We start from the raw sequence: 25,816 nt of genomic DNA on the forward strand, positions 1-25,816 counted from the left end.
CGGGAAACACAAGCCATGAAAACACACGGGGCTGTTGCCGCAGGACATGCCGTTACCGCAGATGCGGCGGCCCGTGTGCTTGACGAGGGTGGCAACGCCTTTGACGCGGTGATTGCCGCGATGTGGGCGGCCTGTGTGGCGGAGCCGGTTCTGGCATCGCTTGGCGGCGGTGGTTTTGTGATGGCCAGGCCAGCCGGGCAAACGCCACGGCTGTATGATTTCTTTGTCGAAACCCCGCTTGAAAAACGATCGCGTGAAAACCTTGAATTTGAAAGCCGCCTTGCGACCTTTGCCGGTGGCGTAACCCAGGAATTCCATGGTGGTTATGGTTCGGTGGCGACACCGGGCGTGGTGGCAGGGCTTTTTGCCGTCCATGACGATCTTGCCAAACTGCCGATGGCAAAACTGGCGGAGCCAGCAATCCGTGCCGCGCTCGATGGCGTCGAACTTGATGCCTTTCAACGCTATGTCATGGGGATTGTCGAGCCACTTTTGGGCTTTTGTGCCGAAAGTCGGAAGGTGTTTGGCAAGGCTGGCAAAACCGGTGCCGATGAGTTTGAGTTGCTTGATGCCGGTGTGCTTCATCGGCAACCCGATCTGGCAGACAGCATCCACTATCTTGTCGAGAACGGGGCAGAGGGATTTTATCAAGGTGACCTTGGTGCCGCCCTTGTGCGGGGATGTGCCGAGCATGGTGGCTATCTCACAGAACAGGATCTGGCGGGCTATCGGGTGCTTCTGCGTGATCCACTTTTGGTCTCCGGACGCAAGGGGCGGTTTGTCCTGAACCCGCCACCGGCATCGGGTGGGGTTCTGGTCGGTTTTGGCCTTAAGCTTGCGAGGGAAATGGCATTGGGCGCCTTTGGCTCGGAACGTCATCTCGAAGCGGTATCGCGGATCATTCATGCCACCGGTTTGGCACGCGGCGAATATGGTGCACGCCCGGCAATCCTGGCTGATGAGCTTTGTGAGCGTTATCGTCTGATGATTGGCGAACGCCCGCTTAGCCAGAATGGCACCACCCATATTTCGGTGGTTGATCAGCATGGCAATCTTGCCGCGGCGACGATTTCAAACGGCTCCACATCGGGGCGGGTGGTGCCGGGCACCGGGATCATGATGAACAACATGCTGGGCGAAGCCGATCTGTCACCGGATGGTTTCCATAACTGGCCGTGTGGTGTTCGTATGACATCGATGATGACCCCGTCGCTTTATCTTGGGCAGGACGGGGAGTCGGTTGCGCTGGGCTCTGGCGGGTCAAACCGGATCCGGTCGACCATGCTCCAGGTGTTGCTTAATATCGATGCGTTTGACATGACCCTGCACGGGGCGATTTCGGCCCCGCGCATGCATGTTGAAGATGAACTGTTATCGGTCGAGCCCGGATTTGATGACGCCTTGCTTGATGGGCTCAGCCTTGGCAATCAACAGCGTTGGGATTGCGAGGACATGTTCTTTGGCGGCGTGCACGCGGCCAAGGTCAATCAGGCGGGCGATATGCTTTCGGCGACCGGGGATGGGCGACGCAATGGTCATCAGATCATCGTTTGAACGGCCCCATAGTGCTGAGGGCCTTATCTGAACCGCTGAATAACGGCGAAGATCAGTGAAAAGATCGCGATCAGAATGATGGCAACCGTTGCGATCAGAAGCGCCTGTTTGGTGCGCAGTTCATAGGCCTGCTTGCGTTCGACAAAGACAATCACATCACGGCGCAACTGGTCCATTTCCGGCGCGACATCAAGACTGTTGAGGTAAAGCCTTGCACCTGCGCGTGCCAGAAGGTCATTGGTTTTGTTCATCTCGCGGGTGAACAGGGCAAACCGTTCTTCGGTATCGGCCAGATCATCAAGAAGGTTTTTATCATCCTTCCCGGCAGAGGCGATTGTGATGGTTGTTCGCGTCAGATGGCGCGCATCTTCTTCGATACATTGCGACAATGATTTTCGGGGTTGATCAGAGGTGCATTCGACTTGCCGACTGCCGAACTCTTCAAGGGCACGCTTCAGATGTTCCTTAAGCTGCTGATCAAGCTCGGAAATTCGCAACCGGATATCACGTGCTGTTTCACGAATGGTCGTGTCGTCCTGATCAAGCGCCATTGTCGGCCAGACGACAAAGATCGACCCGGCCAGAATAAGACAGAAAATGATCAGCAAGCGGCGCAAAAAGGCGGGCTCCGAAGACGCGTTCGACAGCGGACGAAATGCCAGTCTGCGCCAACAGGGTTCCTATTCGGTTAATGCCCGATCAAAACGCCAGTCGGATTTACTTCGGCCAGCGGCGATGCAGCCAAAGCCATTGTTCGGGACGTTCGCGGATCCAGTGTTCCATGGTGGCGTTCACATCGGTCATGATTGCCAGAATGTCGGCGCGGCGATCACCGGTTTTGGTGACTTCAAGTGGCGGATAGAACGTGACGCGGAAATGCGCACCATTGAGACGTTCTGAGCGAACAGGAATGATTGGTGCATCGTATTTAAGGGCAAACTGTGCCAGTGCCGGGGCTGTCATCGCATCCCGGCCAAAGAACGGCACGGCGATACCATCGGTCATCTTTTGATCGACCAGCATGCAGGCATGACCGCCATCTTTCAGATAGCGTGTGAGCTTGCGTGCACCTTCCGGGCCTTTTTTGACCAGTTTCCCCTTAAAGGTTTTGCGCGCCCGCATGAACAGGCCTTCTACCCACGGATTATCCGGTGCGCGATAGACACTCATCATGTCCATATCAAGCACCTCGGCGATGCACATGGTCGCTTCCCAGTTGCCGATGTGACCGGAAAAGAACAGGCCGGGCTTGTCATCGGTCTTGGTGGCGAGGCCATTTTCAATGCCAACGATTTCAATGCGGGGTCCACCCGGGCGCATTTTATGCAGATGGGGAATTTCGGCAGCCGAACGGCCAAGATTGTCCCACATTCCAACAATGATCTGCTCAATCTCATCGGGGGATTTTGCCGGGAACGCCGCAACCAGATTGTTGCGTGCCTTTTTCGTCTGACCAACTTTGGGACCCAGGGTACGCATAAGCCAACCGCCAACCGCCGATGCCATGTCCACGGGCATCAGCGCAAACATCCAGTAGACCAGATACGCCCCGAAACCCTGAAGCGGGTGGGAGATGTATTTCTGGCGCATTTTGTAAAGTTGGCTGTTCTTATCCATCGGCAAGTACTGATGTCACAATCTTTGCGAGCTGATCTGGTGTCTCGAACACCAGACGAATGTCGAGACTGCTTATGCCGTCCCGGTCCGTTAATGGCAAGCGCATCAGATCTTTTTGCGTGGTGACAAGCCTGGCATCAAGCTTTTCTGCCTCGGCACGCAGATCGCCAAGCTCTTGCGCCGTAAAGGGGTGGTGATCTGAAAAATCACGTGTCTGGATGATTTGCGCGCCAGCCTTCCGGAGGCTGTCATAGAACTTCGACGGTTGGCCAATCCCGGCAAAGGCCAGAACACGGGATTGATTGAAATCACCCGCGTTGATCGCCTCAATTGATGCGCGCAACACCGGAACGGAAGCCGGAAGGCGCGTGATAAAGTCGGGTGTCTTGTCGCCGATCAGAATGATGGCGCGCACTTTTTCGAGCCCGCTGATCAGCGGTTCGCGCATGGGGCCTGCGGGCATGACGCGGCCATTGCCAATGCCATAGTTGCTGTCGATCACAGCAAAGCTGCAATCCTTGATCAGGGTTGGATTTTGCAATCCGTCATCAAGAATGATCGCATTGGCACCGGCATCAACCGCCATTTCGGCGCCAAGCGCACGGTTGCGTGAAATCCAAGCCGGGCCATGCTGGGCGAGCAAAAGCGGTTCATCGCCGACTTTGTCGGCCGTATCAACGCCCGGATTGACCCGGTGCGGACCTTCAAGGGATCCACCATAGCCGCGGCTAACGAAATGCGGCGTGCGGCCAAGGCTTGTCAGAAGATTGTAAAGTGCGACAGCCGTTGGGGTTTTCCCGGCCCCCCCGACGGTGAAGTTGCCGACGCAGAAAACCGGGCAGCCGGGATGGCGCGGCGTGGTTGTCAGTTTGCGAAAGCAGGTGCCCGCCCGCCAAGCTGCGGACAGCGGGCTCAGAAGTTTGGGAATGACCCCGTCATGCTGCCAGAATTCCGGATCACGCATCGCGGGCCTCCCTGATGCCCTTTTGCGCTAACAACGGGCGCAAGGCATCAAGCGTTCGACCGAGCACTTCGGCCTTGGAGTTTGCGTAATCAAGTGCGGCTTTGGCGATTTTCCCTGTGGAGTCAGGATCGCGAAGCAGGGCGGCGACCTGTCGTGCGAGGTCATCCGCATCGGTCACCGGGCGGCAGGCGCCGTTTGCCAGCATTTCGGTGCTGATGGCGGCAAAGTTGCTCATATCCGGGCCGTGCAAAATAGCGCAGTTCAATCGTGCAGGTTCCAGCGGGTTCTGTCCGCCACCAGCACACAGGGTTTTGCCCATAAAGACGATTGGCGCGATGCGGTAAAACAGGCCAAGTTCACCCATGGTATCGGCAAGATAAACATCGGTACCCGGTGTGATGTCGTGGCCAAGGCTTCTGCGCGATACCTGCAGGCCCTGTGCGACCAGATCGGATTCAATATCGTCGGCCCGATCCGGGTGGCGCGGCACGATGATGGTCAGCACGCCGCTATGGTCGCGGGCGAGTTTTTTGTGCACGTCGCCGGCAATATGTTCTTCGCCCTTAAACGTGCTTGAGGCGAGCCAGACCGGACGATTACCAATCTGTTCCTGAAGCTTGGCCAGATCAGTTTCATCGGCGGGCAGTGGCGGGGCAGCAAATTTAAGATTGCCAACAGCCTGGACGGATGTCGCACCGAGGCTTTCAAATCGCGTGGTTTCGTCGCGGCTTTGGGTCAGGATCAGATCAAACGCAGAAATAACCGGCCGGATAAAAGACGGATAGCGTGAGTAACCCTTAAAGCTTTTTTCCGAAATGCGCCCATTGAGCAATGCAAGGCTGACACCGGCTTTCTTGGCCTTGGTCAGAAGGTTTGGCCAGAAGTCGCTTTCAAGCCAAAGCGCGACATCAGGTTTCCAGTGATGCAGGAAACGCGCGACACAAACCTGACGGTCAATCGGGACAAACTGGTGAATGACGCCCTTGGGCAGGCGGGCATGCATCATGGTCGCCGATGTGACCGTGCCGGTTGTCACCAGAATGGATGCCGACGGATAAAGACGACGGATTTCATCAATCACCGGCAAAGCCGACAGGGATTCCCCCACACTGGCCCCGTGGATCCACACCAGATGTCCTTTGGGACGGGCCGCACCCGGATGACCAAAGCGTTCCCCAATGCGCCCTGCGTCTTCCTTGCCGCGGTTTTTACGACGGTTCAGATAAAGGTTTAGCGCCGGACCAAGCAGGCGGGTTGCCGCGCGATAGGCGTAAAACAGGCTCATGACCCGGTTTCCCCCGACGCGATGGCAGATCGCTTTTGTTTGGGCAGTTCATCGGGGGCAGCAGGCGGGATCACCGCAAGACCAAGTTCACGATCAGTTTCCTGGGTGAGCCTGGTCAGGGCGTTTTCAAGCTCGATCCGTTTGGCTTCCATGCCTTCGTCATCAAGCTTGCGGTCGACAAAAATCGGATCGCCCCAGTGAAAAACACCGCGTGAAAAGGGCAGGGGCAAAATGAACCGATCCCAGCTTTGAATGACCTTGCGATTGGAAGCCGAATAGGTCAGCGGGAAAATCGGCACACCGGCCATACGGGCGGCCTGAATGATCCCGTCTGATGCCCGCATGCGGGGGCCGCGCGGGCCGTCGGGGGTCATGCCGACAACTTCGCCGGCTTTCAGCGCCTTTAGAATCTGGCGCAGGGCCGCGGCACCGCCTTTGCCCTTGCCGGTCGACCCGGCGATGGTCTTGATATCAAAGCGCGCAATCGTCCGAGAAATGATTTCCCCGTCACGATGCGATGAGATCAGCATGTTAAACGGGCGGTCCCCACCGACAGATCGCCAAGTATAGGGCATCATCAAAAGGCGTTGATGCCAGAAGGCAACGATAAACGGTTTGCCTTCCGTCAGGTAGTGGGCCGGATGGTCTCCACCTTTGGTGCGCCAGCGTCCTGTGGCACGCATCAGGCGCACATAAAACGCCGCCAGCCAGCACAGTGTGCTGCGCATTGTATCGCTTTTTATGATCCGTTTATGCCACTGCACGCCCGATATTCCCGAAGTTGTCCGGATCAGTTTCCGTTTTCTTCCGAGAATTGCAAGTTATAGAGGTGCGCATAAGCCCCTCCCAGTGCTAGCAATTCTTCGTGTTTGCCCTGTTCGGTCACGCGACCATTGCTAACCACGCAAATCTTGTCGGCATCAATGATGGTCGACAGACGGTGCGCAATTACAAGGGTCGTCCGGCCTTTCATCAGTTCGGCCAAAGCCCCCTGAATATGGCGTTCGGATTCCGTATCAAGGGCCGAGGTTGCTTCATCAAGCAACAGGATCGGCGCGTTTTTCAGCATGGCGCGCGCAATCGCAATGCGCTGGCGCTGGCCACCCGACAGCTTCACACCATGTTCGCCGACAATCGTGTCATAGCCATGTTGAAGCTGTCCGATAAAGTCGTGGGCGGCAGCCTGACGTGCGGCCTGTTCGATCTCGGCATCCGATGCGCCGGCGCGGCCATAGGCGATATTGGCCCGAACCGTATCGTCAAACAGGGTGATTTCCTGACTGACAAGCGCGGTCGCCTTGCGCAGGCTTTCAAGCGTCACATTGCGGATATCCTGACCATCAATGGTGATGGCACCCTGATCAATGTCATAGAAACGCGGGATCAGGTTTAGGATGGTCGATTTACCCGCACCCGACGGGCCGACAAGGGCCACGGTTTCACCTGCCTTGATATCAAGATCAATCTCACGCAGTGCCGTGATTTCAGGGGTATAGGCAAAGGCAACGTTTTTGAAGTTGATGTTGCCGCCCGAAACCGCGAGCTCCTTGGCATCCGGTGCGTCCTTGATTTCCGGTTCAATATCGAGAACCGTAAAGACGCGCTGGGATGCGGCAAGGCCTTGCTGCAAGGTGATGTTGATATTGGCCAGACGTTTGACCGGCTCATAGGCCAGAAGCAAGGCGGTGATAAAGGCAAAGAAGCTTCCGGGGTCACTTGCCCCGTCGATCACGCGGTTGCCGCCATAAATGATGATCGCGGTGATTGCTGCACCACCAAGTGTTTCCATGATGGGGGAAGAACGCGCGCTAACCGTCGATGCCTTGAAGCTCAGTTTGAAGACGGTTTCAACCAGCTTGCCCATGCGCGAACATTCATAGGGCTCCATGCCATATGCCTTCACGTGGCGAATGCCCTGGAAGGTTTGTTCAAGCAAGGTGGCGAATTCGCCAATCTGTTGCTGGGTGTTGGCAGACACCTTGCGCATGCGTTTACCCAGTCGCGCAATCGGATAGATCGCAGCGGGAAATACGGTAAAGGCGATGATTGCAAGCAACCAGTCCTTGTAGAACATCACGCCGACAAGGACGGCCGCGGTCAGAAGGTCTTTGCCAAAACCGGTCAGCGAGTTTGAAACTGCTGCGCGCATCGCCGTAATGTCGTTGGTAAAGCGCGTGATCAGCTTGCCGGTATTCGTGCTGTGGAAAAAGCCGATATCAAGGCGAATGACGTGCTCATACAGGCTGTTTTGCAGATCGGCCAGAATACGCCCGCCGACATAGCTCATCAAAACCGTCTGCCCATAGTTGGCAAAGCCTTTGAGGGCAAAGGATCCAAGAACCGCTGCCCCGACGGGCACCAGCATGTTTTCCTTCTTGTTGATGAACACATCATTGATGATCGGATCCATCAAAAGCGCGTAAAGGCCAGTCGCCCCGGCCATCAGAGCCATGCACAGAAGCGCAAGCAGTATTTTGCCAAGATAGGGGGCAACCGCATCTCGCACGATACGCTTGACCAGCGGCCAGGTACCCCAGTGTTCTGCAGTATGATCCAACGAATTCTTTGGCAATGATTTGATCCCGGCCTTCTTCGCCATTTCCAGATTGTATCGAATTGATACTATCGTTATGGATACGGCATCATAAAAGTAAAATACTCGCGCTGTTGCTAGCACGCTCGGACAAGGGCGGCAAGCTGCTGAGACGCTTTAACGGACACAAAAATGGTCTGCATAACAGCAGATTGCCAACTGCGACATATAAGACAAATAAATGAACGAGCAACTCCACGCACTTGTCGAACGCACCGTGGCCCAGGGTGTCGGTGCACGGGTTTTCCCGCTGCGCTGGGATAACCGGCGCATTTGGGTCAAACAGGCAGTTCCGGCCAAACACAAAGTCTGGCACAGCGTTCAGCGCTTTGCGGCCAACATTACCGGCATTCCATTGTTGCGCCCGACCGTATCGCCCGGTGGGCAAAAGGGCCTTGAAAGCGAGGCCGCGACGTTGCGCAAGCTTACATCCCTCGGTGTGTTGGTCCCGGATCTGATTGACGTCGGTGAAAACTGGATTGCCATCGGTGATAATGGCCGCATCCTTAAAACCTGCATCGAAGATGATGTCGACAAGGGCAATGATGATGCCATCCGTCGTCACGTTGTCGACGCCGGTGCGGCCCTGGCAAGATTGCACCGCGAAGGGGTTGCGCACGGTGCGCCGTTGCTTCGCAACATGACACTGCGCGACGATCATCAGATCGGCTTTATCGATTTCGAAGAAGATCCGAACGCCCGCATGCCGGTGATTGATGCCCAGGCGCGCGACATCTTGCTGTTTGTTTTTTCCATCCAGCGTGAATTTAAAAAACGCCCGGAATTGCTGCGTGCCGGATGGCAGGCCTATGTTGAGGCCGCTGGTGCAACCGCACCGCAATTGGTGCCGCTGCGTAAGGTGATCAGGCTTTTGCGCCCGGTCTATCTGATGCTGCGCCCGTTCCGTCGCTGGCTGGGCACGGATGCGCTCAACGGTCTTTGGGCATATCGCACCTTGCGCAAAAGCCTTTATCGCTGATCAGGCGTGTAACCTATTGGGCAGGTTGCCCAACAGGTGCCTTGCCTGCCGCGGTTTCAGGCGCGTGATCCGGTTCAGTGATTTTTGATTTTGCTGCGCTGGTATTTGCCGCGTCATCCAGTGAAATACGGGTTGCCTCAACACCATCAAACCCACCGGAAAACGGTGCCAGATTGTGCAGGAACTGGTTGGCGGAATTGCGCCAGCTATATTGTTCGGCCAAGGCGCGGGCATCTTCACTTTTAAGTTCCAAGGCGGCCAATGCGGCCTCGCGCAAATCAGCATCAATGGCGCCGGCCTTGGTGCCACGCACGATATCGGCCGGTCCCTGAACCGGGAAGACGGCAACCGGGGTGCCCGATGCCAGGGCTTCAAGGATCACAAGGCCAAAAGTATCGGTCTTGCTGGGGAAGACGAAGACGTCGGCGGCGGCAAAGGCCGTTGCCAGTTCTTCACCGATTTTTTTGCCGAGAAACTGCGCGTTGGGATATTTGCCCTTGAGCTCATTTAGCTGCGGGCCATCGCCGACAACGAATTTCGTGCCGGGCAGATCAAGATCAAGGAAATGGCCGATATTCTTTTCCACCGCAACCCGACCGACAAACAGCCAGTGCGGTTTTGGGAAATCGCCAAAACTGGCGTCTGGTCGGGGGCGGAACAGGTCCAGATCGACACCGCGTGACCAGATTTGCAGGTTGTTAAAGCCCCAGTCGGACAGTTCCTGACGCAGGGTTTCGGTCGCGACCATGACGGATTGCGATTTGCCGTGGAAATGCTTCATGCCGCGATAAAGGATCGAAAGCGGCAAGCGCCAGCGGGCATGAATATATTCCGGGAAACGCGTGTGATAGGCGGTCGAAAACGGGATGCCTTTTTTCAGGCAGTAGGTCCGTGCGGCCTGTCCCAGCGGGCCTTCGGTGGAAATGTGGATGGCGACGGGATGAAGGGCTTCGATCATCTTGGCCATTTTGCGTTTGGCAAAAAGCGCCAGCCGGATTTCCGGGTAGGTCGGGCAGGGGATGGTTTTAAACTGATCGGGCGAGATGACATGAACGTCATGTCCCATCTCGCCCAACTCGCCCCGTACGGTTTCAAGGGTACGGACAACACCGTTGACCTGCGGATACCAGGCATCGGTTACGATCAGTATTTTCATGCAGTCTTTCCAATCGGTGCATCATTGCCCTTTTTCGAAGAGCCCGATGCAGAGTTGCCCGCTTCATGGGCGATACGAAACATGGAAATCAATTTGCCAAGGCCAAGCGACGGGGCGCTTGCCGCATCGTGACCGGGGCTTGAATGGCTCATCGCCATCTGGCGCATTTCGGCCCAGTGCAGCAGTTCAAGCTTGCCTTCCTTGTCTTCGACAAGGGCAGTACAGCTTTCAACCCAGTCACCATCATTGCAATAGAGCACATCGCCGATCTTGCGTTTTTCGGCGTGATGGATATGGCCGCAGACCACGCCATCCACCTTGCGTTTGGCGGCTTCGTGGGCGACGGCATTTTCAAAGTTGCAGATGAACTGAACCGCGTTCTTCACCCGGTTCTTAAGATAGGCCGAAAGCGACCAGTATCCGTAACCAAGGCGGCGTCGAACGCCGTTGAAATAGCGGTTGAGTGTAATGGCGAGGTTGTAGGCGGTGTCACCCAGATAGGCCAGCCACTTGGCGTATTTGACGACGCCGTCAAATTCGTCGCCATGGATGACCAAAAGGCGCTTGCCATCGGCGGTGACGTGGATATCGTTCAATTTAACATCGACATGGCCAAAAGTCATATCGACAAACTCGCGGGCGAATTCATCATGGTTCCCGGGGACGAAGATGACTTTGGCGCCATTCTTTGCCTTTTCCATGATTGTCGTGATCACGGCATGATGACTTTCCGGCCAGTACCAGCTTTTCTTGAGGCGCCAGCCGTCAATAATGTCACCCACCAGATAATAGGTGTCTGCCGTCACTTCATTGAGGAAATCCAATAGAAGGTCTGCCTGACATCCACGTGTCCCCAGATGGACGTCTGAAATCCAGACCGTGCGGTAATGCGGTTGCAGCGTCATCGCTGTCATTGCCGCTCCTCCGTATCCTGCCAAAAGGATGGCTGGAATTCGACAGTTTGTCTTGCCGAATACTGTTCCCAACCAGTATCGGTTTAAAACAAATCGTTCGATTATATAACCCGTTCACAGAAATTTCGCAGTTCTGTAAAGCAACTGTTACATGTTTTATTTCATATGGTAGGTGGTGTGAAAAATTTATTTCATTTTTATTTCGGAAGTGGGTCCAAATGACCGATGCGGATGTGACTGTCATCTTCAATCCACGGGCCGGTGGCAATAAACAGCGGTTTTTATCCCAGATATTGCAACATGCCGGCATCAAGGTGGAGTTGTTGCAAACCACCCATCCCGGTCACGCCCGCGAACTGGCCCGCAAGGTCCGTGCCCATCAACGTTTGTTTGTTGCCGGCGGCGACGGGTCGCTTAACGAGGCATTAAACGGATTGCTTGATGCCCAGATTGACGGGCACGAGGTCCCGCCACTTGGCATCATCCCGCTTGGAACGGCCAATGTGCTTGCGGTCGAGGTCGGGCTTGAAATCCGCGCACGCGCGATTGCCGACTATATCAATAACCCCGGCATGGTCTGGGTGCGTCCGGGACTGGTTAATGGCCGGGCGTTCTTTTTGATGGTCGGCATGGGGGCCGATGCCGATACGGTCGCCAATGTTTCGCTTCGCCTCAAACGCCTGATTGGTAAGGGGGCCTATGTTTTGGAAGGCCTTCGCAACATCTTTTTCCCGCGTCATCGTGATTTTGAAGTCAGTATTGGCCGGGAAAATTATCGAGTGTCGGGTGTGGTTGTAACCCATGCGCAACATTACGGCGGGGCATTTGTCATATCGCCCGATGCCAGCCTGACGGCCAATAGCCTTGATGTTGTGCTGATGCCGGGCAACGGGATCGGGGCCTTGTCGCGTTATGGTCTGGCACTGACACTTAATCGGTTGCATGCCCAAAGTGACGTTTCGGTGGTCCGGGCGGAGCGCATCACGATCACCAGTCATTGCGGACCAGCCCCGCTTCAGATTGACGGCGAAAGTGCCGGGAAACTGCCGTGTGAAATCAGCTTGTCCCCCTATCCTGTGCGATTGATGGTGCCGCCGGCCTATGCCGCATTGTCTTCAATGACCGATCACCCGTCACCTGATCTGCTTCGGATCGCTGCGGATTAAAAGAAATCGCTTCCAAACTTCATTCCTCTGGCTGTCGGGTTGTCTTGGTCAAACGCCTGGATTTCTGCGCTTTATTACGCATCTGTGATGGAATGCTAGTGGGTTCTTGAAGTTGAACTTCTTTTTTCCAATTTAATTATAAGGGGATAAGTGCGTGCCCCCTCTCCGTTTGAGGATATTGGGCACCGAGACAATTCCGCTAGATCGCATCGGTGAGCGTAGATGGTTGTCTTCGCCTTACAAGGAGTTTGACGATGGTTTCGGGGTCCTCTGCTTTGGTTCTCAACTCAGGTGTGTTGGCTGACATGCAGATAAAAACAAAAATTCTGGCTGGTTTTGCCGTGGTACTGGCAATTCTCATTTCGGCACTTGCCTTTGCGTATTTCACCTTTGTTGCTGTTTCACATGATGTGGATGAATATGCCCATTATGTCGAAGAAGCCGCGCTGATCAGCGAGATTGAGACGCAGTTCCTGCGCTTTAACAGTCACGCGCGTGAATTTGCCAATACGGCTGATCCGGCAGATGCCGAAGCCGTGTTTACCTATGCCAAGCAGCTTGAGCTGATGCTTAAAGACGCGCAGTCGCAATTCATGGTCGAAGAACATCGCAATCGCATTGAACACATCGCCGAAGAGCTTGATGCCTATCTGGCAAGCTTCGCCTCGGCCAAAAACCTGAGCGACGAATACCATTCCCTGATCCTGGATCGCCTTGAACCCGACGGGATCAAGATCGTTGCCGATCTCGACAAGCTTGTTGCCCATGCGCAGAACACCGGCGATCTTGAACTCCTCAAACGTTCAGTCGCGGCACGTGAACATGCGCTTCTGGCAAGGTTGTATGCCAATATCCTGATTGGCCGTCAGGATGACAGCTTTGGCGCGAAGTCCGCCGATGAATTTGCCAAGCTTGAGACCGCACTGGGCAGCATTGGTGATCAACCATTGCCTGGCGAACTTTCCAGTGTTCTGAAGGAAGCCAAGGAACTGTTTGCCGATTATCGTCAGGTCTTTGACAAGGTGCGTGCCGACGAACTGGAAATTGTCGCAACAGTCCACGGGACCATGCGCGAAGCATCCGAGGGCATTATTGCCGATGCCGAGGCCCTGAAACAGGAACTCGCGGTGGCAGAGCACAACATCTTTGAAAAGGTCGTCGCCGAAATCATTCTGGCAGAAAAGGAAATCCTGATCGCATCGATTGGCGGTGCCGTTCTTGGGATGGTTCTGGCCTGGGTCATGGGGGATCGCTTATCGCGTCCGATCACTGCGATTACGACCATCATGCGCAGGCTGGCCAATCATGATCTGGGTGTCGAAATTCCCGGACAGACCCGCAAGGACGAAATCGGCCAGATGGCACAGGCGGTTCAGGTGTTTAAAACCAATGCCATTCGCAATGACGAACTCGAAGCCGAAGCCCGCGCGCAGGAAGAACGATCCAAAGAAGAGCAGCGGCGGTTCATGAACCAGACGGCGGACAGCTTTACGACAAGTGTCGGGACCATTATCGAAGCGGTTGCTGCCGCGGCCGTCGAGTTGCAGGCAACGGCCACTGGCATGTCCCAGATCGCAAATTCGGCGTCAGAGCAAACGACGGCTGTTGCATCGGCCAGTGAAGAGGCAAGTGGCAATGTGGATTCCGTTGCTTCGGCCACTGAGGAGCTCAACAGTTCGATTGAGGAGATCAATCGTCAGGTTGTCTTTTCAAATGAAATCGCCAAGAAGGCGGTTGATCAGGCCCGCGAAACCATGCGCGGTATCAAGGAACTGGTCGAGGCATCCAACAATATCGATCATGTTCTTAAACTGATTACCGATATTTCCGACCAGACCAATATGCTTGCGCTCAATGCAACGATTGAAGCTTCGCGGGCAGGTGATGCGGGCAAGGGATTTGCGGTTGTCGCCAATGAAGTCAAAACCCTTTCGGCGCAAACGGCCAAGGCAACAGAAGAAATCCGCGCCCAGGTCGACAGTGTTCAAAGCCGCACCGGCTTTGCCGCCAACCAGATCGAACTGATAAGCCAAACGATCAGCGAAATGGAAGGCATTGTTGCGACCATTTCCTCGGCGGTGGAGGAACAATCTGCGGCAACCCGTGAAATCGCCTTTAACATAGAACAGGCCGCGACCGGGACAACGGTTGTCAGTTCCAACATTGTTACGGTTTCACAGGCTGTAAACGATGCAGGCACAGCATCAAGCGACGTTTTAACCGCGGTCAGCACTTTGTCCGAAAACTTTGCCACCCTGAAAGGTGCGACGGACAATTTCGTCAATGCCATCCGGTCGGCCTAGACGCACCGGATTTTCAGATACACAAACGCAAAACGCCCGGCCAAAATGGACCGGGCGTTCTTTTTTAATTGGGCAACAGCGAAGGTCGGTTACTGCCCGGCCAGCGTCATGCCGTCAATGCGAAGGGTCGGGGCATTGGTGCCGTATTTGAATGTCAGGTCATTGGCCGGGACAACGGTCTTGAACATGTCTTTGAGGTTGCCCGCCACCGTGATTTCGGACACCGGATAGGCCAGTTCGCCATTTTCAATCCAATACCCCGACGCCCCGCGCGAATAATCGCCCGTCACACCATTCACGCTGCTGCCGATCATCTCGGTGATGTAAAGGCCCGACTTGATGTCCTTGATCATGTCTTCGGGCGAAATGGTGCCCGGTTCCATATAAAGGTTGGTGGTCGACGGCCCAGGCAGGCTTCCGGCCCCGCGCGATGCGTTGCCGGTTGATTTCAGGCCAAGCTGACGGGCCGAACGCAGATCCATGATCCAGGTTTTCAGGACACCGTTTTCGATCAGATGGCGTTTCTGGTTTGCCACACCTTCTGCGTCAAACGGTTTGGACCGCAGGCCGCGTTTGCGATGCGGATCATCAATGATGTTGATATGCGGCGCGAAGATTTCGTTGCCCATGGCATCAAGCAGGAAGCTGGTGCCACGTGCAATGCCGGAACCATTAATCGCCGATGACAGGTGCCCAACGATAGAGGCGGAAACGCGCGGATCAAGGATGACCGGCACCTGCGCGCTTTTGACCTTGCGCGGGTTCAGACGACGCAGGGTTTTCTCGGCGGCCTTCTTGCCGATATCGACCGGATCGCGCAGATCGGTGGAAAACACTGCGCTGTCATAATCATAATCGCGTTCCATGCCTGTGCCGGTGCCCGCCAATACGGAAACCGAGATATGGCTGCCGGACCCGGCATAAGAATTGGCAAAGCCGTTGGTCGCGGCAAGCGTGATCTGATGGCGGCCCCAACCGGCTTCTGATCCTTCGGAATTGGTGATGCCGTCGACCGAACGCGCGGCCTCTTCGCAGGCACTGGCCCATTCGATCAGTTTGTCCTGATCAACTTCGCCCGGCTCGCACAGTTCAAGTGCTTCGACATTGAAGGTTTCGGCAAGTTCACTTGGGTCGGCAATGCCGCAATAGGGATCTTCCGGGGCATTTTTGGCCATCGCAACCGCACGTTCGACCAGCTCGGCAAGGGCCGCGTCGCTGGTATCAGATGACGATACAACTGCCTGTTGCTTGCCAATCAGAACCCGCAGGCCCAGATCAGCCCCCTCGGAACGTTCAAGCTTTTCCATCTTGCCCAGACGTTGGGCAACCGAAAGCGATGTGCCTTCGACATAAACGGCATCGGCATCGTCTGCACCGGCCTTTTTTGCCTGTGCCAAAAGGTCATTGATGCGATCAAGTGTCATGTCGGTCTTGGGCATGGAGGCTCCCTTGTATCGGAATGTGTTTCTTACGTTATAGGGGGCACGAACGTTTTCGCATAGACCCGAAACAAAAAGCTGGTTTTGGTCTAAAATTCCTGCCTTGTTTCAGAGGTGGCAGGACGAGGGCCGAATGGCAAGGCCCGGTCAATGACAGATTTCAAACGGCTTTCTGTTATAGTCAGACAAACAAGTGCTACTGGCGCCAGATAAACGGGAACGCGATGAACAAGCAGAAAATTCTTTCCGGGCTTAGTGTGGCTTGCCTGATCGGATTGGTCAGCCCTGCATTCGCAGATGACAGCAAGACTGTGATGAAAGGCTGGGATGAAAATGGTGTATGGGAGCTGAATGCGAATGGCGAAACCGATCCGGTTTCAAGCGCACAGTTTTATTACGAAATGCGCTGGCAGGGCGGGAAATATGCCCGAAATTATCGTCATCAGATGCTGACCGGTGATTTTACCTGTGACGGCGTGCTCGATCGCATCGCCGGTTGGGTTGACCTTGATAACCCTGACGGTCCGTTTTTCGCACTGTTGTTTGTGACCAACCATGGTGCCAAAAATCACAGTGAAATCCGTTATATTCCGTTCAAACAGTCCGAGCAGTTTGCGCTCTGTGTCTTTGATGAAACGGCACCACCGGTGCTGAGCTGGCAGGAAAACAGCACTGAATACATGGCCGAAGTTATGGGGGATGCGGATATGTGCAATTTCGCCATCCGCGTTGATGATTTCATGTGTGATGCGCCGCAGTTTTTCTATTCCGAGAAGCCGGATGAAAATGGCGATCACTGGATGTTCTTCAGAAATTGAGCTTCGCTTCGTTTGCTGATAAAGTATGCGCATAAATATGCACATGGAACTTGCGTAAATGACCGCAGATGTCAAAGCCAAGCAGCGCAAGCCGACAAATGTCAGTCTTGATGCTGAATTGTTGCAAGAGGCCAAAAAACTCGGGATCAACATTTCGCGCTCGGCTGAGTCGGGTTTGCGCGATGCGATTTCGATGAAACGGGCTGAACTCTGGAAAGAGCAAAACAAGGCAGCCCTTGAAGCCAGCAACAGCTATGTCGCGAAGAACGGCATACCATTGGCCAAACATCGGAAATTCTGATGGCCAAGGGGGATATTTGCCGTTTCGAGGATGGCTATGTCGTCGATGTGCAGTCGGATCTGCTTTCTGATTTGCAGACACGGGTCGTCGTGCCCCTGAAACCAATCGCCGAATATACCATGCCCGCCGACCGGCTTAATCCCGTCATCCAGATTAATGGCGACGAATGGGTTTTGTTGCCGCAGTTTATCGCGACAGTTGGGCTGGCGGAAATTGGTGAGAAAGTTGGTGAGTTCGAAGATAGTTTCGGCCTCACCAACGCTCTCGACATGGTCTTTCACGGCTTTTAGCGATCAGTCCCGCCAAATCTTCTTGCCCGTTCCGGGCAGGCCATAGCGTTCCCATTTCTGATCGACACGGTCGATTATGTCATCATCCATATAGATCTTTTCGCCCCATTCGCGGTTGGTTTCGCCGGGCAGCTTGTTGGTGGCATCAAGGCCAAGCTTGCCACCAAGACCCGAAACCGGGGACGCGAAATCAAGGTAATCAATCGGGGTGTCGGTGACGGTTGTGATATCACGCACCGGGTCCATCCGGGTCGAGATCGCCCACATGACATCTTTCCAGTCGCGGACATCAATATCGTCATCCACGACAATGACGAATTTGGTGTACATGAACTGCCGCAGGAACGACCAGACGCCCATCATCACGCGCTTGGCATGACCGGCATAGGCCTTCTTCATCGAGACAACCGCGATGCGATAGCTGCATCCCTCTGGCGGCAACCAGAAATCTACGATTTCCGGGAATTGCTGCTGCAAAAGCGGCACGAAGACGTCATTCAATGCTTCGCCCAGAACCGATGGTTCATCTGGCGGACGGCCGGTGAAGGTCGACAGATAAATCGGCTTTTTGCGCATGGTGATGGCGGTCACGGTAAAGACCGGGAAATCTTCGACCGAGTTATAATAACCGGTGTGATCGCCATACGGCCCCTCGGGCGCATATTCATCAAGCGATACGTAACCTTCAAGAATGATCTCGGCCGTGGCCGGGACCTTGAGCGGGACGGTTTTGCAATCGACCAGTTCAACCTTTTCACCGCGCAGAAGGCCAGCAAACTGATATTCCGACAGGGTATCGGGGACCGGGGTGACAGCCGCAAGGATCGTACCAGGATCTGCGCCCAGAACGATGGCGGCTGGCAGCGGTTCACGCTTTTCCTGTTTCCAGCGCGCATGATGCTGTGCGCCACCGCGATGTTTCAGCCAGCGCATGATGGTTTTGTTTTTACCCAACACCTGCATGCGATAGATGCCAAGGTTAAACACATCGCGCTTGTCACCGCCCTTGGCGCCAGCACTTGGCCCCTGGGTCACGACCAGCGGCCAGGTGATCAGCGGGCCGGGTTCGCCGGGCCAGCAGGATTGCACCGGAATTTTCGAAAGATCGATATCATCGCCCTGAAGGACCACTTCCTGACACGGGGCTTTCGAAACCGTTTTGGGTTTCATCGCCATCACGGTCTTGGCAAGCGGCAGCAGCGAAAAAGCTTCGCGGATGCTGGCCGGTGGTTCGGGCTGTTTCAGGAACGCCAGCGTTTCGCCGACTTCGCGCAGTTCTTCGGGTTTGCGGTTCATGCCCGCCGCCACACGGTCCACGGTGCCAAACAGGTTGACCAGAACCGGCATGTCGTATTTTTTGCCGTCATCACCGACAACATTTTCAAACAGAACAGCCGGGCCACCTTCGGCGAGAAGGCGGGTCTGGATTTCCGTCATTTCAAGATTGGGGGAGACCGGTTCAGTGACACGGACAAGACGGCCGGTTTTTTCCAGCGCATCCATGAAGTCACGAAGGGATTGATAGGGCATGGCACCTGTCATCTGCAAAGCTTTGAAACCTGATTGTCTTCATACGCCGCGGAGCGAAACGGGACAACCTTGCTGTTGTCAAATACGTCATTTGTAACCGCATCGATCCATCCCTACATGATCTGACAATGCTGCGTTGCACGGCGATGCATAATTTTGCGGTTTTGGTCAGCGCATCATTTGGTTATACATGGGCAAGGAAAAGAGTCGCGTGACCCACAGCACGCGACCTGGCAACTCACCAAAAGCATGAAGGACGCACAGATGGCCAAGTACTGGGTTATCGGGGGCACCTATCAGGATACCGGTTTTGATGCGCCAATTGGCGAAGAAACCAAAGTTGGTCCGTTTGGCAGCTTCGAAGACGCCGAAAAGGAATGGTCGAAAATGGCCTGGCAGTCGGTTGATGACGCGAATTCGCGGTATCGGATCGAACGCCTTGAAGAATACTGGGTTGTCGGTGGCGAATATGAAAGCACCGATTTCGAAACCCCGGTTGGCGGTGAAGAAGAACGTCATGGCCCGTATGCCACGTTTGGCGATGCCGAAAAAGCATGGTCGAAACTGGCATGGCAGCATGTTGATGACTGCAACTATCGCTATCGCGTCGTCGAAGGCTAAGCCGGACGACGAATATGTTTTCGATATCTGATGCGCATATGATCACGGATCCCGTGTTGCGCGACCAGATCGAACAGCATCCACGCGCGCAGGACCTCCTGCGCGCGTTTTTGTATCCCTATCCTGCGCCGGATCATGATTTTCTGTTTCGCGGTGGTGACGTGGTTGCGATGGAGCCATCAGACGTTGTGGTCGCGACAAAGGGCAGGACGCCGGTTCTGGCCGTTGGGTCCAATCGTGCGCCGGTACAACTGACCCGAAAATTCACCCATCAAAACCTTTCAGATGAAATTCCGGTGACCCATGGCTGGCTGGCGCATCATGATATTGTCTATTCAACGCACATAACCGGATACGGCGCGGTTCCGGCAACCCTGGCGTCCTCACCGGGCACGCGCGTGCGTGTTTCGATAACCTGGCTCACCCCGACACAACTTGCACATATGCATGTCACGGAATCGGTGCCAGCCCATTACAGCTATGTTCAATTTCCGGGTCGCGATCTTGATCTCGATTGCGGGGTCACTTCCGATCACATCGGCATGTACCAATCTGCACGCGGACATGTTTTTGATCAGGGATCGGTGTTTGCCTTGTCTGCGATTGAGGCCAGAGATCGCCGGTTCACATCCCTTGACCAATGGGAAATGATGGCACTTTTCGCCAAGCGTGCCGGCCAGGTCTTTAGCCCCGCATTCGTCCTGCGTGTCATTGATGATCCGGCATTTCGCCGTCTTGTTGTTGAACAGGATTAATCGCGGTCCGGCAAAAGCTGCCAGATACGGGTGAATTTGGTGTCGGTATCTTCGACCGCGACATCGACAGGTACGTCATAGGTTTCAAGTTCATCAATGTTATGCGTCGGCGCATAGGTTCGGCCCGGGTCGGCCAGGATGACCTTGGTGCCAAGGCGGGCCTCGGCCATCAGCCACTGCAAAACGGCATTGGCCATGTCTTGCTGATAGCAGACGTCGCCGGCAAAGATCACATCCCAGCGCTTTTGCAGGGCCGATGTGCCAACCAGATTTTCGGTCGTCGTCGGGATTTCAACACCATTGTGCTTGGCATTCAGCCTAGTGGCGGTGATCGCCACCGGGTCGATGTCATTGGCAAGGATTTCTGCGGCATCAGAACGGACGCAGGCAATCGCCTGCATGCCACCACCACAGGCAAAATCAAGCACCCGCTTGCCGCGCACCAGTTCCGGGTGATCAAGGATATAGCGCGTGATTGCCTGCCCACCTGGCCAGGCAAAGGCCCAATAAGGTGGCGGGATATCAAGCACACCCAGAATATCCTCTGTCGCCTGCCAAAGCGGGGTGATGTGGGTCGCAAGATACATCTCGATTTCCGGCGCCAAAGGCACGCGGGCAGGTACGGTGAATGTTTCGATCAGATCGGCAAATTGCGGATCGTCGACATCGGGCACCAGTGCATCGGCGAAGACATTTTCGCTCATTGGCGGTTTACCTTGAAAAGGGGTATCGGGTTATGCGTTCGCAATCAGATGCGAAAGCACGATGGCAGCAAGTACCAGTAATCCGTAATCGCGGTTGGATTTAAACCGCTTCAGACAATTGGCCGCATCATCAAGCTTGACGGTGGCAACCTGCCAGCCAAGGTGAATGCCCGCCAACCCCAGCAAGACAAAATAGGACCAGTGCAAACCAGCCAGCATGCCCGAAACGCCCAGCAAAAGCGTGGTCATGGTATAGAACCCCTTGGCCCATTTCGGCGTCGCATCGCCCAAACGCAGTGCGAGGGATTTCAGGCCGATCTTTGCATCATCATCCTTGTCCTGATGGGCATAGATGGTGTCATAGCCAAGCGTCCAGAAAAAGCCCGCCGCATACATGGCAATGGCGGCTGGCTCCACCGTGCCGGTCACAGCCGCCCACCCGACCAGCGCGCCCCAGTTAAAGGCAAGGCCAAGGCAGGCCTGCGGCCAATAGGTGATCCGCTTCATGAAAGGATAGGTGATGATGATCGGGATCGAACAGATGCCGACAATGATCGCCTCGATGCGAAATTGCACCAGAATGCCAAGTCCCAGCAACATCATGAAGCCAAGGAACAGCAAAGCCTGCCATACCTTGACCTGACCGCTGGGAAGCGGGCGGGTGGTGGTGCGTTCGACCTTGCCATCAAAATTGCGGTCGGCCAGATCATTGATCACGCAACCGGCCCCGCGCATGATCACGGCCCCCACCCCGAACAGGGCCATCATGATGACGATCTGTTTGGTGGTGACGGCATCGGTTAACCCGCCTGCCATGGCGGTGGACCACCAGCAGGGCAAAAGCAAAAGCCATGTGCCAATCGGACGATCAAGGCGCAGAAGTTTCAGATAGGGCCGCACAGCTTCGGGCATGAAACGATCGATCCAGCCATCCTGTGGCATATCGTTCTTGCTGGTCTGTATTGGCTGGTTGACCTGTGTCATAATTGGCCTATCTGATAAAAAACCATTTCAAGATGCCGTAAAACGGCTTTGGGGACCTTTATGACTGCTGATGCCACGCGCGCCCGCCAACGCCTTTTCGTTCGGGATCCTATCACGGCTGATAGTGAAATCGAACTTGCTCCCGAACAGTCTCATTACCTCGAACATGTCATGCGCCTCAAGCCCGGAACGCCGGTAAAAATTTTTAATGGCCTTGACGGGGAGTGGCTGGGCACGATCAGCGAACTTCGCAAAAAGAAGGGCAGCGTCACCGCGGAACGCCAATTACGTGCGCAGGGCAATGAAGTTGGTCCGACTCTTGTTTTTGCACCGATCAAAAAGCAACGGCTTGATTTCCTGATTGAAAAGGCGGTTGAGTTGGGCGTTCAAAGTTTGCAACCGGTCATCACCCAACATGGCATCACCGACAAGGTCCGCCTTGATCGTTTGCAGGCACAGGTTGTTGAGGCGGCCGAACAGTGTGAACGCCTGACTGTGCCTGAGGTTTGCGAACCTGTGCGTCTTTTGGACTGGGTCGCAAATCTACCGGAAAATCACCATCTGCTATTTTGTGATGAAACAGGATCGGGGTCACCAATTGGTGAAGTGCTAAGTCAGCTATTGGCAAAGGGCGCTGGCTCGTTTATCGACAATACCAATGTTGTTAACCATGCAATCGTGATTGGACCCGAGGGCGGCTTTAGCGCCGACGAACTTGAACGTATCCGCAAACAGCCTTTTGCAACGCCTGTAAGCCTCGGTCCGCGTATTCTGCGTGCCGAAACGGCCGCAATTGCAGCTTTGACCGTATTTCAGGATCGTATCGGCGATTGGTCGCACCGACCCGTTGCGAGAGATTAGGGGAAGCCCTTATGACTGTCAGCGCCTCCACTGGTGACAGCCCGGTAATTGAAAGCCGGCGCCAGCTTGTCGAATGGTTTGAGTCCGGCTGTACGCCAAAAAAAGACTGGGCCATCGGCACCGAACACGAAAAATTCGCCTTCACCCGCGATGATCTTCGCCCCATCCCCTATGAAGGGGAACGCGGGGTCAAAATGCTGCTTAATGCCTTGGCCGAACATTATGACTGGGAACCGATCATTGAGAACGGCAATGTCATTGCACTGACCAAGGACAAATGTTCCGTCTCGCTCGAGCCGGGCGGGCAGATCGAACTTTCCGGTGCGCCGCTTAAAAACATTCACCAGACCTGTGGTGAAGTGCACACCCACCTGCACGAAGTCCGCGAGATTTGCGACGGGCTTGGCATTGATATGCTTGGTGTCGGCCATAATCCGAAATGGAAACGTGAAGACATCCCGTGGATGCCCAAGGGCCGCTACGAGATCATGAAAAATTACATGCCCAAGGTCGGAAACCTTGGTCTGGACATGATGCTTCGGACCTCGACCATTCAGGTCAATCTGGATTTCAGTTCCGAAGCCGACATGGTCAAGAAATTCAGAACCTCTTTGGCACTTCAGCCGGTGGCAACCGCCCTGTTTGCGGCGTCGCCGTTTGTTGATGGCAAGCCAAGCGGCTTCTTGTCGGCACGATCAAACGTCTGGACCGATACCGATCCGGATCGTTGTGGCATGTTGCCGTTCGTGTTCGACGACGGTTTTGGCTTTGAACGCTATGTCGACTACATGCTTGATGTGCCAATGTATTTCGTCTATCGCGACGGCAAATACATTGATGCAGCAGGCAAGTCGTTCCGTGATTTCATGGATGGCAAACTTGATGTTTTGCCGGGCGAACGCCCGACCATGAATGACTGGTCTGATCATATGACCACGGCCTTCCCGGAAGTGCGTCTTAAGAAGTTCCTTGAAATGCGCGGTGCTGATGGTGGCCCGTGGAAACGCATCTGTGCGCTGCCGGCCCTTTGGGTTGGTTTGCTGTATGATGACGCCGCCCTTGATGCCGCATGGGATCTGGTCAAGGGCCTGTCGGTTGCCGAACGTGAAGCGCTTCGCAACGATGTTCCGCGCACCGCCCTTGCCACCCCGTTCAAAAACGGCACGGTTCAGGATCTGTCGAAAGACGTTCTGGCGATTTCCCGTCAGGGTCTTAAGAACCGTGGTCGCATGGATGGCTATGGCGATGATGAAAGCCACTTCCTTGACAGCCTTGATGACGTTGCGCAAAGCGGCCGTACCCTGGCTGAGGAATTCCTTGATAAGTACGAAACCGAATGGAACGGCTCGGTCGATCCGTTGTTCAAGGAATACGCCTACTAAGGCCAACGAATACGCAATAAAAAAGGGCAGTGAAATCGCTGCCCTTTTTTGATGTTTGCAGGTTGCTCTTTTTGAGGGTTACTGCGCAGCCCGATCAAGCCGGGTTTGGGCGGCAAACCATTTTTCGATGGCATCGACCTGATCAGGCTGCATCCCGAGGCCAAGTTTGGTTCGGCGCCACAGAACATCATCTGCGCGACACGCCCATTCACTGGCCATCAGGTAGTGGAGTTCTGCCTCGTAAAGGTTTGGCGCGACTTCCGGGCCCAAATCGCCAAGCGACGTCGCCGTGCCAACGATCTTGCTGATTGCCGTACCGTAGCATCGCACCAGCCGATACAGCAATCCGCTTGGCAACCAGTCATAGGTTGCCTTGGTCTTGGCAAGGAACGCATCGAAATCGCCGCCGGGCATGTCGCCACCGGGCAGAACCGAGTTGGCCGTCCAGTCTTTGGCATCGTTGCCCAGAACCGGGGCCAGTTTCTGCATCGCATGTTCGGCAAGCTTGCGATAAGTGGTGATCTTGCCGCCATAGATCGACAGGATCGGGGCGGAGCTTCCGGTGTCGCCGGTATCAAGATCAAACACGTAGTCGCGGGTTACCGCCGACGCATTGTCGTTCTTGTCGTCATAAAGCGGTCGCACACCGGAATAGTCCCAAACCACGTCCTTGCGGGTAAGCGGTTTGGCGAGGTAGCCATTCACCAGATCCAGCAGATAGTCGATTTCCTGATCGCTGATTTTGACCTGTGCCGGGTCGCCATAATAGGCAACATCGGTGGTGCCGATCAGGGTGTAGTCCTGCTGATAGGGGATGGCAAAGGCAATGCGCCCGTCGCCATTCTGGAAGATATAGCAATGATCATGGTCATGAATGCGCGGAACCACAATGTGGCTGCCCTTTACCAGTCGAAGACCGGCGGCCTTTTTGCCAAGCCCGGCATTTTCAACCATCTCGGTGACCCACGGCCCTGCGGCATTGACCACCGCTTTCGCTTGAACCGATTGCCGGGAACCATCGGGCCCGATCAACTCGGCATTCCAGTGATCGTGATGACGCACCAGTGAGGCACATCTGGTACGCGTTCGGATATCAGCCCCACGTGCCTGTGCGTCCTGTGCATTGAGGACCACAAGCCTGGCATCATCCACCCAGCAATCGGAATAAGAAAAACCGCCGGCGTAATCAGATTTCAACGGTTGGCCTTCTGGCGTGCCGTTAAACGAAACGGCACGTGATCCGGGCAGGCGTTTGCGTTTTGCCAGATGGTCATAAAGAAACAATCCGGCACGCAGCATCCATTTCGGACGCAAGCCCCTGTGATGGGGCAAAACGAATGTCAAAGGCCAGATGATATGTGGGGCAGCAGCCAACAGAACTTCGCGTTCCTGAAGTGCTTCGCGCACCAGACGGAACTCGTAATGTTCAAGATATCGAAGACCGCCATGGATGAGTTTGGTCGAGGAAGAAGAGGTGGCCGAGGCAAGGTCGCGCTGTTCGACCAAAAGAACAGAAAGCCCGCGACCGGCGGCATCACGGGCAATACCAGCCCCGTTGATGCCGCCGCCAACGACCAGAAGGTCGTAAGTTCCGGTCACG

24 protein-coding genes are annotated in these 25,816 nt (G+C 55.1%); 11 read left to right on the forward strand and 13 right to left on the reverse strand.

Going from position 1 to position 25,816, the window contains the following annotated elements:
• Positions 1-15 precede the first annotated feature (15 nt).
• Positions 16-1,554 carry a gamma-glutamyltransferase family protein gene (locus tag WBY09_RS16410; RefSeq protein WP_336233315.1) on the forward strand — a complete coding sequence of 513 codons (1,539 nt, stop codon included), beginning with the start codon at positions 16-18 and terminating at the stop codon, positions 1,552-1,554.
• A gap of 23 nt (positions 1,555-1,577) precedes the next feature.
• On the opposite strand, the gene WBY09_RS16415 is transcribed toward WBY09_RS16410, so the two are convergent.
• From WBY09_RS16415 to WBY09_RS16440, 6 genes are all read right to left on the reverse strand, one after another.
• The gene (locus tag WBY09_RS16415) at positions 1,578-2,171 is read right to left on the reverse strand and encodes a hypothetical protein (protein WP_336233316.1); all 594 of its coding nucleotides are present in this window, start codon (positions 2,169-2,171) and stop codon (positions 1,578-1,580) included.
• 100 nt (positions 2,172-2,271) lie between these two features.
• The gene (locus WBY09_RS16420) at positions 2,272-3,171 is read right to left on the reverse strand and encodes an LpxL/LpxP family acyltransferase (RefSeq protein ID WP_336233317.1); all 900 of its coding nucleotides are present in this window, start codon (positions 3,169-3,171) and stop codon (positions 2,272-2,274) included.
• Entirely contained in the window at positions 3,164-4,135 is a 972-nt protein-coding gene (gene lpxK / locus WBY09_RS16425) for a tetraacyldisaccharide 4'-kinase (RefSeq protein WP_336233318.1), read from the reverse strand. The genes WBY09_RS16420 and lpxK overlap by 8 nt, the downstream gene beginning before the upstream one ends.
• On the reverse strand, positions 4,128-5,420 hold the full coding sequence (locus WBY09_RS16430; protein ID WP_336233319.1) for a 3-deoxy-D-manno-octulosonic acid transferase: 1,293 nt from the start codon (positions 5,418-5,420) through the stop codon (positions 4,128-4,130). The genes lpxK and WBY09_RS16430 overlap by 8 nt, the downstream gene beginning before the upstream one ends.
• Positions 5,417-6,148, reverse strand: a complete 732-nt coding sequence (locus tag WBY09_RS16435; RefSeq protein ID WP_336233320.1) for a lysophospholipid acyltransferase family protein — start codon at positions 6,146-6,148, stop codon at positions 5,417-5,419. Before WBY09_RS16435 ends, WBY09_RS16430 begins: the two co-directional genes overlap by 4 nt.
• A 62-nt stretch (positions 6,149-6,210) precedes the next feature.
• A complete protein-coding gene (locus WBY09_RS16440; RefSeq protein ID WP_064782157.1) occupies positions 6,211-8,019 on the reverse strand; it encodes an ABC transporter ATP-binding protein in 1,809 nt (602 codons plus the stop codon).
• A gap of 175 nt (positions 8,020-8,194) precedes the next feature.
• Between WBY09_RS16440 and WBY09_RS16445 the strand changes: the two genes are divergently transcribed.
• Complete coding sequence (locus WBY09_RS16445; RefSeq protein WP_336233321.1) at positions 8,195-8,992, forward strand: hypothetical protein; 798 nt, start codon at positions 8,195-8,197, stop codon at positions 8,990-8,992.
• Between the two features lie 13 nt (positions 8,993-9,005).
• Here WBY09_RS16445 and WBY09_RS16450 read toward each other — a convergent pair whose 3' ends face one another.
• Together WBY09_RS16450 and WBY09_RS16455 are read right to left on the reverse strand one after the other, a co-directional pair.
• Complete coding sequence (locus WBY09_RS16450; protein ID WP_336233322.1) at positions 9,006-10,148, reverse strand: glycosyltransferase family 4 protein; 1,143 nt, start codon at positions 10,146-10,148, stop codon at positions 9,006-9,008.
• Entirely contained in the window at positions 10,145-11,062 is a 918-nt protein-coding gene (locus WBY09_RS16455; RefSeq protein ID WP_336233323.1) for a UDP-2,3-diacylglucosamine diphosphatase, read from the reverse strand. The genes WBY09_RS16450 and WBY09_RS16455 overlap by 4 nt, the downstream gene beginning before the upstream one ends.
• Before the next feature lie 218 nt (positions 11,063-11,280).
• Between WBY09_RS16455 and WBY09_RS16460 the strand changes: the two genes are divergently transcribed.
• Together WBY09_RS16460 and WBY09_RS16465 are read left to right on the forward strand one after the other, a co-directional pair.
• Positions 11,281-12,228: a diacylglycerol/lipid kinase family protein gene (locus WBY09_RS16460; RefSeq protein ID WP_286791581.1), complete on the forward strand. Its 948-nt coding sequence runs from the start codon at positions 11,281-11,283 to the stop codon at positions 12,226-12,228.
• A gap of 305 nt (positions 12,229-12,533) precedes the next feature.
• Positions 12,534-14,531 (forward strand): methyl-accepting chemotaxis protein, encoded by a 1,998-nt coding sequence (locus WBY09_RS16465; protein WP_286791580.1) that lies wholly within the window; start codon positions 12,534-12,536, stop codon positions 14,529-14,531.
• An 89-nt stretch (positions 14,532-14,620) separates the two neighbouring features.
• On the opposite strand, the gene WBY09_RS16470 is transcribed toward WBY09_RS16465, so the two are convergent.
• Positions 14,621-15,970: a TldD/PmbA family protein gene (locus WBY09_RS16470; protein ID WP_197146807.1), complete on the reverse strand. Its 1,350-nt coding sequence runs from the start codon at positions 15,968-15,970 to the stop codon at positions 14,621-14,623.
• 224 nt (positions 15,971-16,194) lie between these two features.
• Between WBY09_RS16470 and WBY09_RS16475 the strand changes: the two genes are divergently transcribed.
• The 3 genes from WBY09_RS16475 to WBY09_RS16485 are packed head-to-tail and all read left to right on the forward strand — an operon-like array spanning position 16,195 to position 17,379.
• A complete protein-coding gene (locus WBY09_RS16475; RefSeq protein ID WP_336233324.1) occupies positions 16,195-16,788 on the forward strand; it encodes a hypothetical protein in 594 nt (197 codons plus the stop codon).
• A 58-nt stretch (positions 16,789-16,846) separates the two neighbouring features.
• Positions 16,847-17,089, forward strand: coding sequence for a type II toxin-antitoxin system CcdA family antitoxin (locus WBY09_RS16480; protein ID WP_064782149.1), 243 nt, complete (start codon positions 16,847-16,849; stop codon positions 17,087-17,089).
• Complete coding sequence (locus WBY09_RS16485; RefSeq protein ID WP_197146809.1) at positions 17,089-17,379, forward strand: CcdB family protein; 291 nt, start codon at positions 17,089-17,091, stop codon at positions 17,377-17,379. The genes WBY09_RS16480 and WBY09_RS16485 overlap by 1 nt, the downstream gene beginning before the upstream one ends.
• Positions 17,380-17,382: 3 nt before the next feature.
• Here WBY09_RS16485 and WBY09_RS16490 read toward each other — a convergent pair whose 3' ends face one another.
• A complete protein-coding gene (locus WBY09_RS16490; protein WP_197146810.1) occupies positions 17,383-18,909 on the reverse strand; it encodes a UbiD family decarboxylase in 1,527 nt (508 codons plus the stop codon).
• A 264-nt stretch (positions 18,910-19,173) separates the two neighbouring features.
• Between WBY09_RS16490 and WBY09_RS16495 the strand changes: the two genes are divergently transcribed.
• Positions 19,174-19,530 carry a DUF4170 domain-containing protein gene (locus WBY09_RS16495; RefSeq protein ID WP_336233325.1) on the forward strand — a complete coding sequence of 119 codons (357 nt, stop codon included), beginning with the start codon at positions 19,174-19,176 and terminating at the stop codon, positions 19,528-19,530.
• 38 nt (positions 19,531-19,568) lie between these two features.
• The gene (locus WBY09_RS16500; protein WP_336233326.1) at positions 19,569-20,285 is read left to right on the forward strand and encodes a hypothetical protein; all 717 of its coding nucleotides are present in this window, start codon (positions 19,569-19,571) and stop codon (positions 20,283-20,285) included.
• Here WBY09_RS16500 and WBY09_RS16505 read toward each other — a convergent pair.
• Positions 20,282-20,989 carry a class I SAM-dependent methyltransferase gene (locus tag WBY09_RS16505; RefSeq protein WP_197146812.1) on the reverse strand — a complete coding sequence of 236 codons (708 nt, stop codon included), beginning with the start codon at positions 20,987-20,989 and terminating at the stop codon, positions 20,282-20,284. The genes WBY09_RS16500 and WBY09_RS16505 overlap by 4 nt on opposite strands.
• A gap of 30 nt (positions 20,990-21,019) precedes the next feature.
• On the reverse strand, positions 21,020-21,973 hold the full coding sequence (gene ubiA / locus WBY09_RS16510) for a 4-hydroxybenzoate octaprenyltransferase (RefSeq protein ID WP_197146813.1): 954 nt from the start codon (positions 21,971-21,973) through the stop codon (positions 21,020-21,022).
• Between the two features lie 60 nt (positions 21,974-22,033).
• Between ubiA and WBY09_RS16515 the strand changes: the two genes are divergently transcribed.
• On the forward strand, positions 22,034-22,834 hold the full coding sequence (locus WBY09_RS16515) for a 16S rRNA (uracil(1498)-N(3))-methyltransferase (RefSeq protein WP_063087326.1): 801 nt from the start codon (positions 22,034-22,036) through the stop codon (positions 22,832-22,834).
• Positions 22,835-22,845: 11 nt separating this feature from the next.
• Positions 22,846-24,216: a glutamate--cysteine ligase gene (locus WBY09_RS16520; RefSeq protein ID WP_336233328.1), complete on the forward strand. Its 1,371-nt coding sequence runs from the start codon at positions 22,846-22,848 to the stop codon at positions 24,214-24,216.
• Positions 24,217-24,294: 78 nt separating this feature from the next.
• Here the strand turns inward: WBY09_RS16520 and glpD are convergent, their stop codons facing one another.
• Entirely contained in the window at positions 24,295-25,815 is a 1,521-nt protein-coding gene (glpD, locus tag WBY09_RS16525; RefSeq protein WP_336233329.1) for a glycerol-3-phosphate dehydrogenase, read from the reverse strand.
• Position 25,816: the final 1 nt, after the last annotated feature.

It is taken from the genome of Thalassospira sp. CH_XMU1458 (genome assembly GCF_037027205.1).
In the GTDB taxonomy this organism is placed as follows: domain Bacteria; phylum Pseudomonadota; class Alphaproteobacteria; order Rhodospirillales; family Thalassospiraceae; genus Thalassospira; species Thalassospira tepidiphila.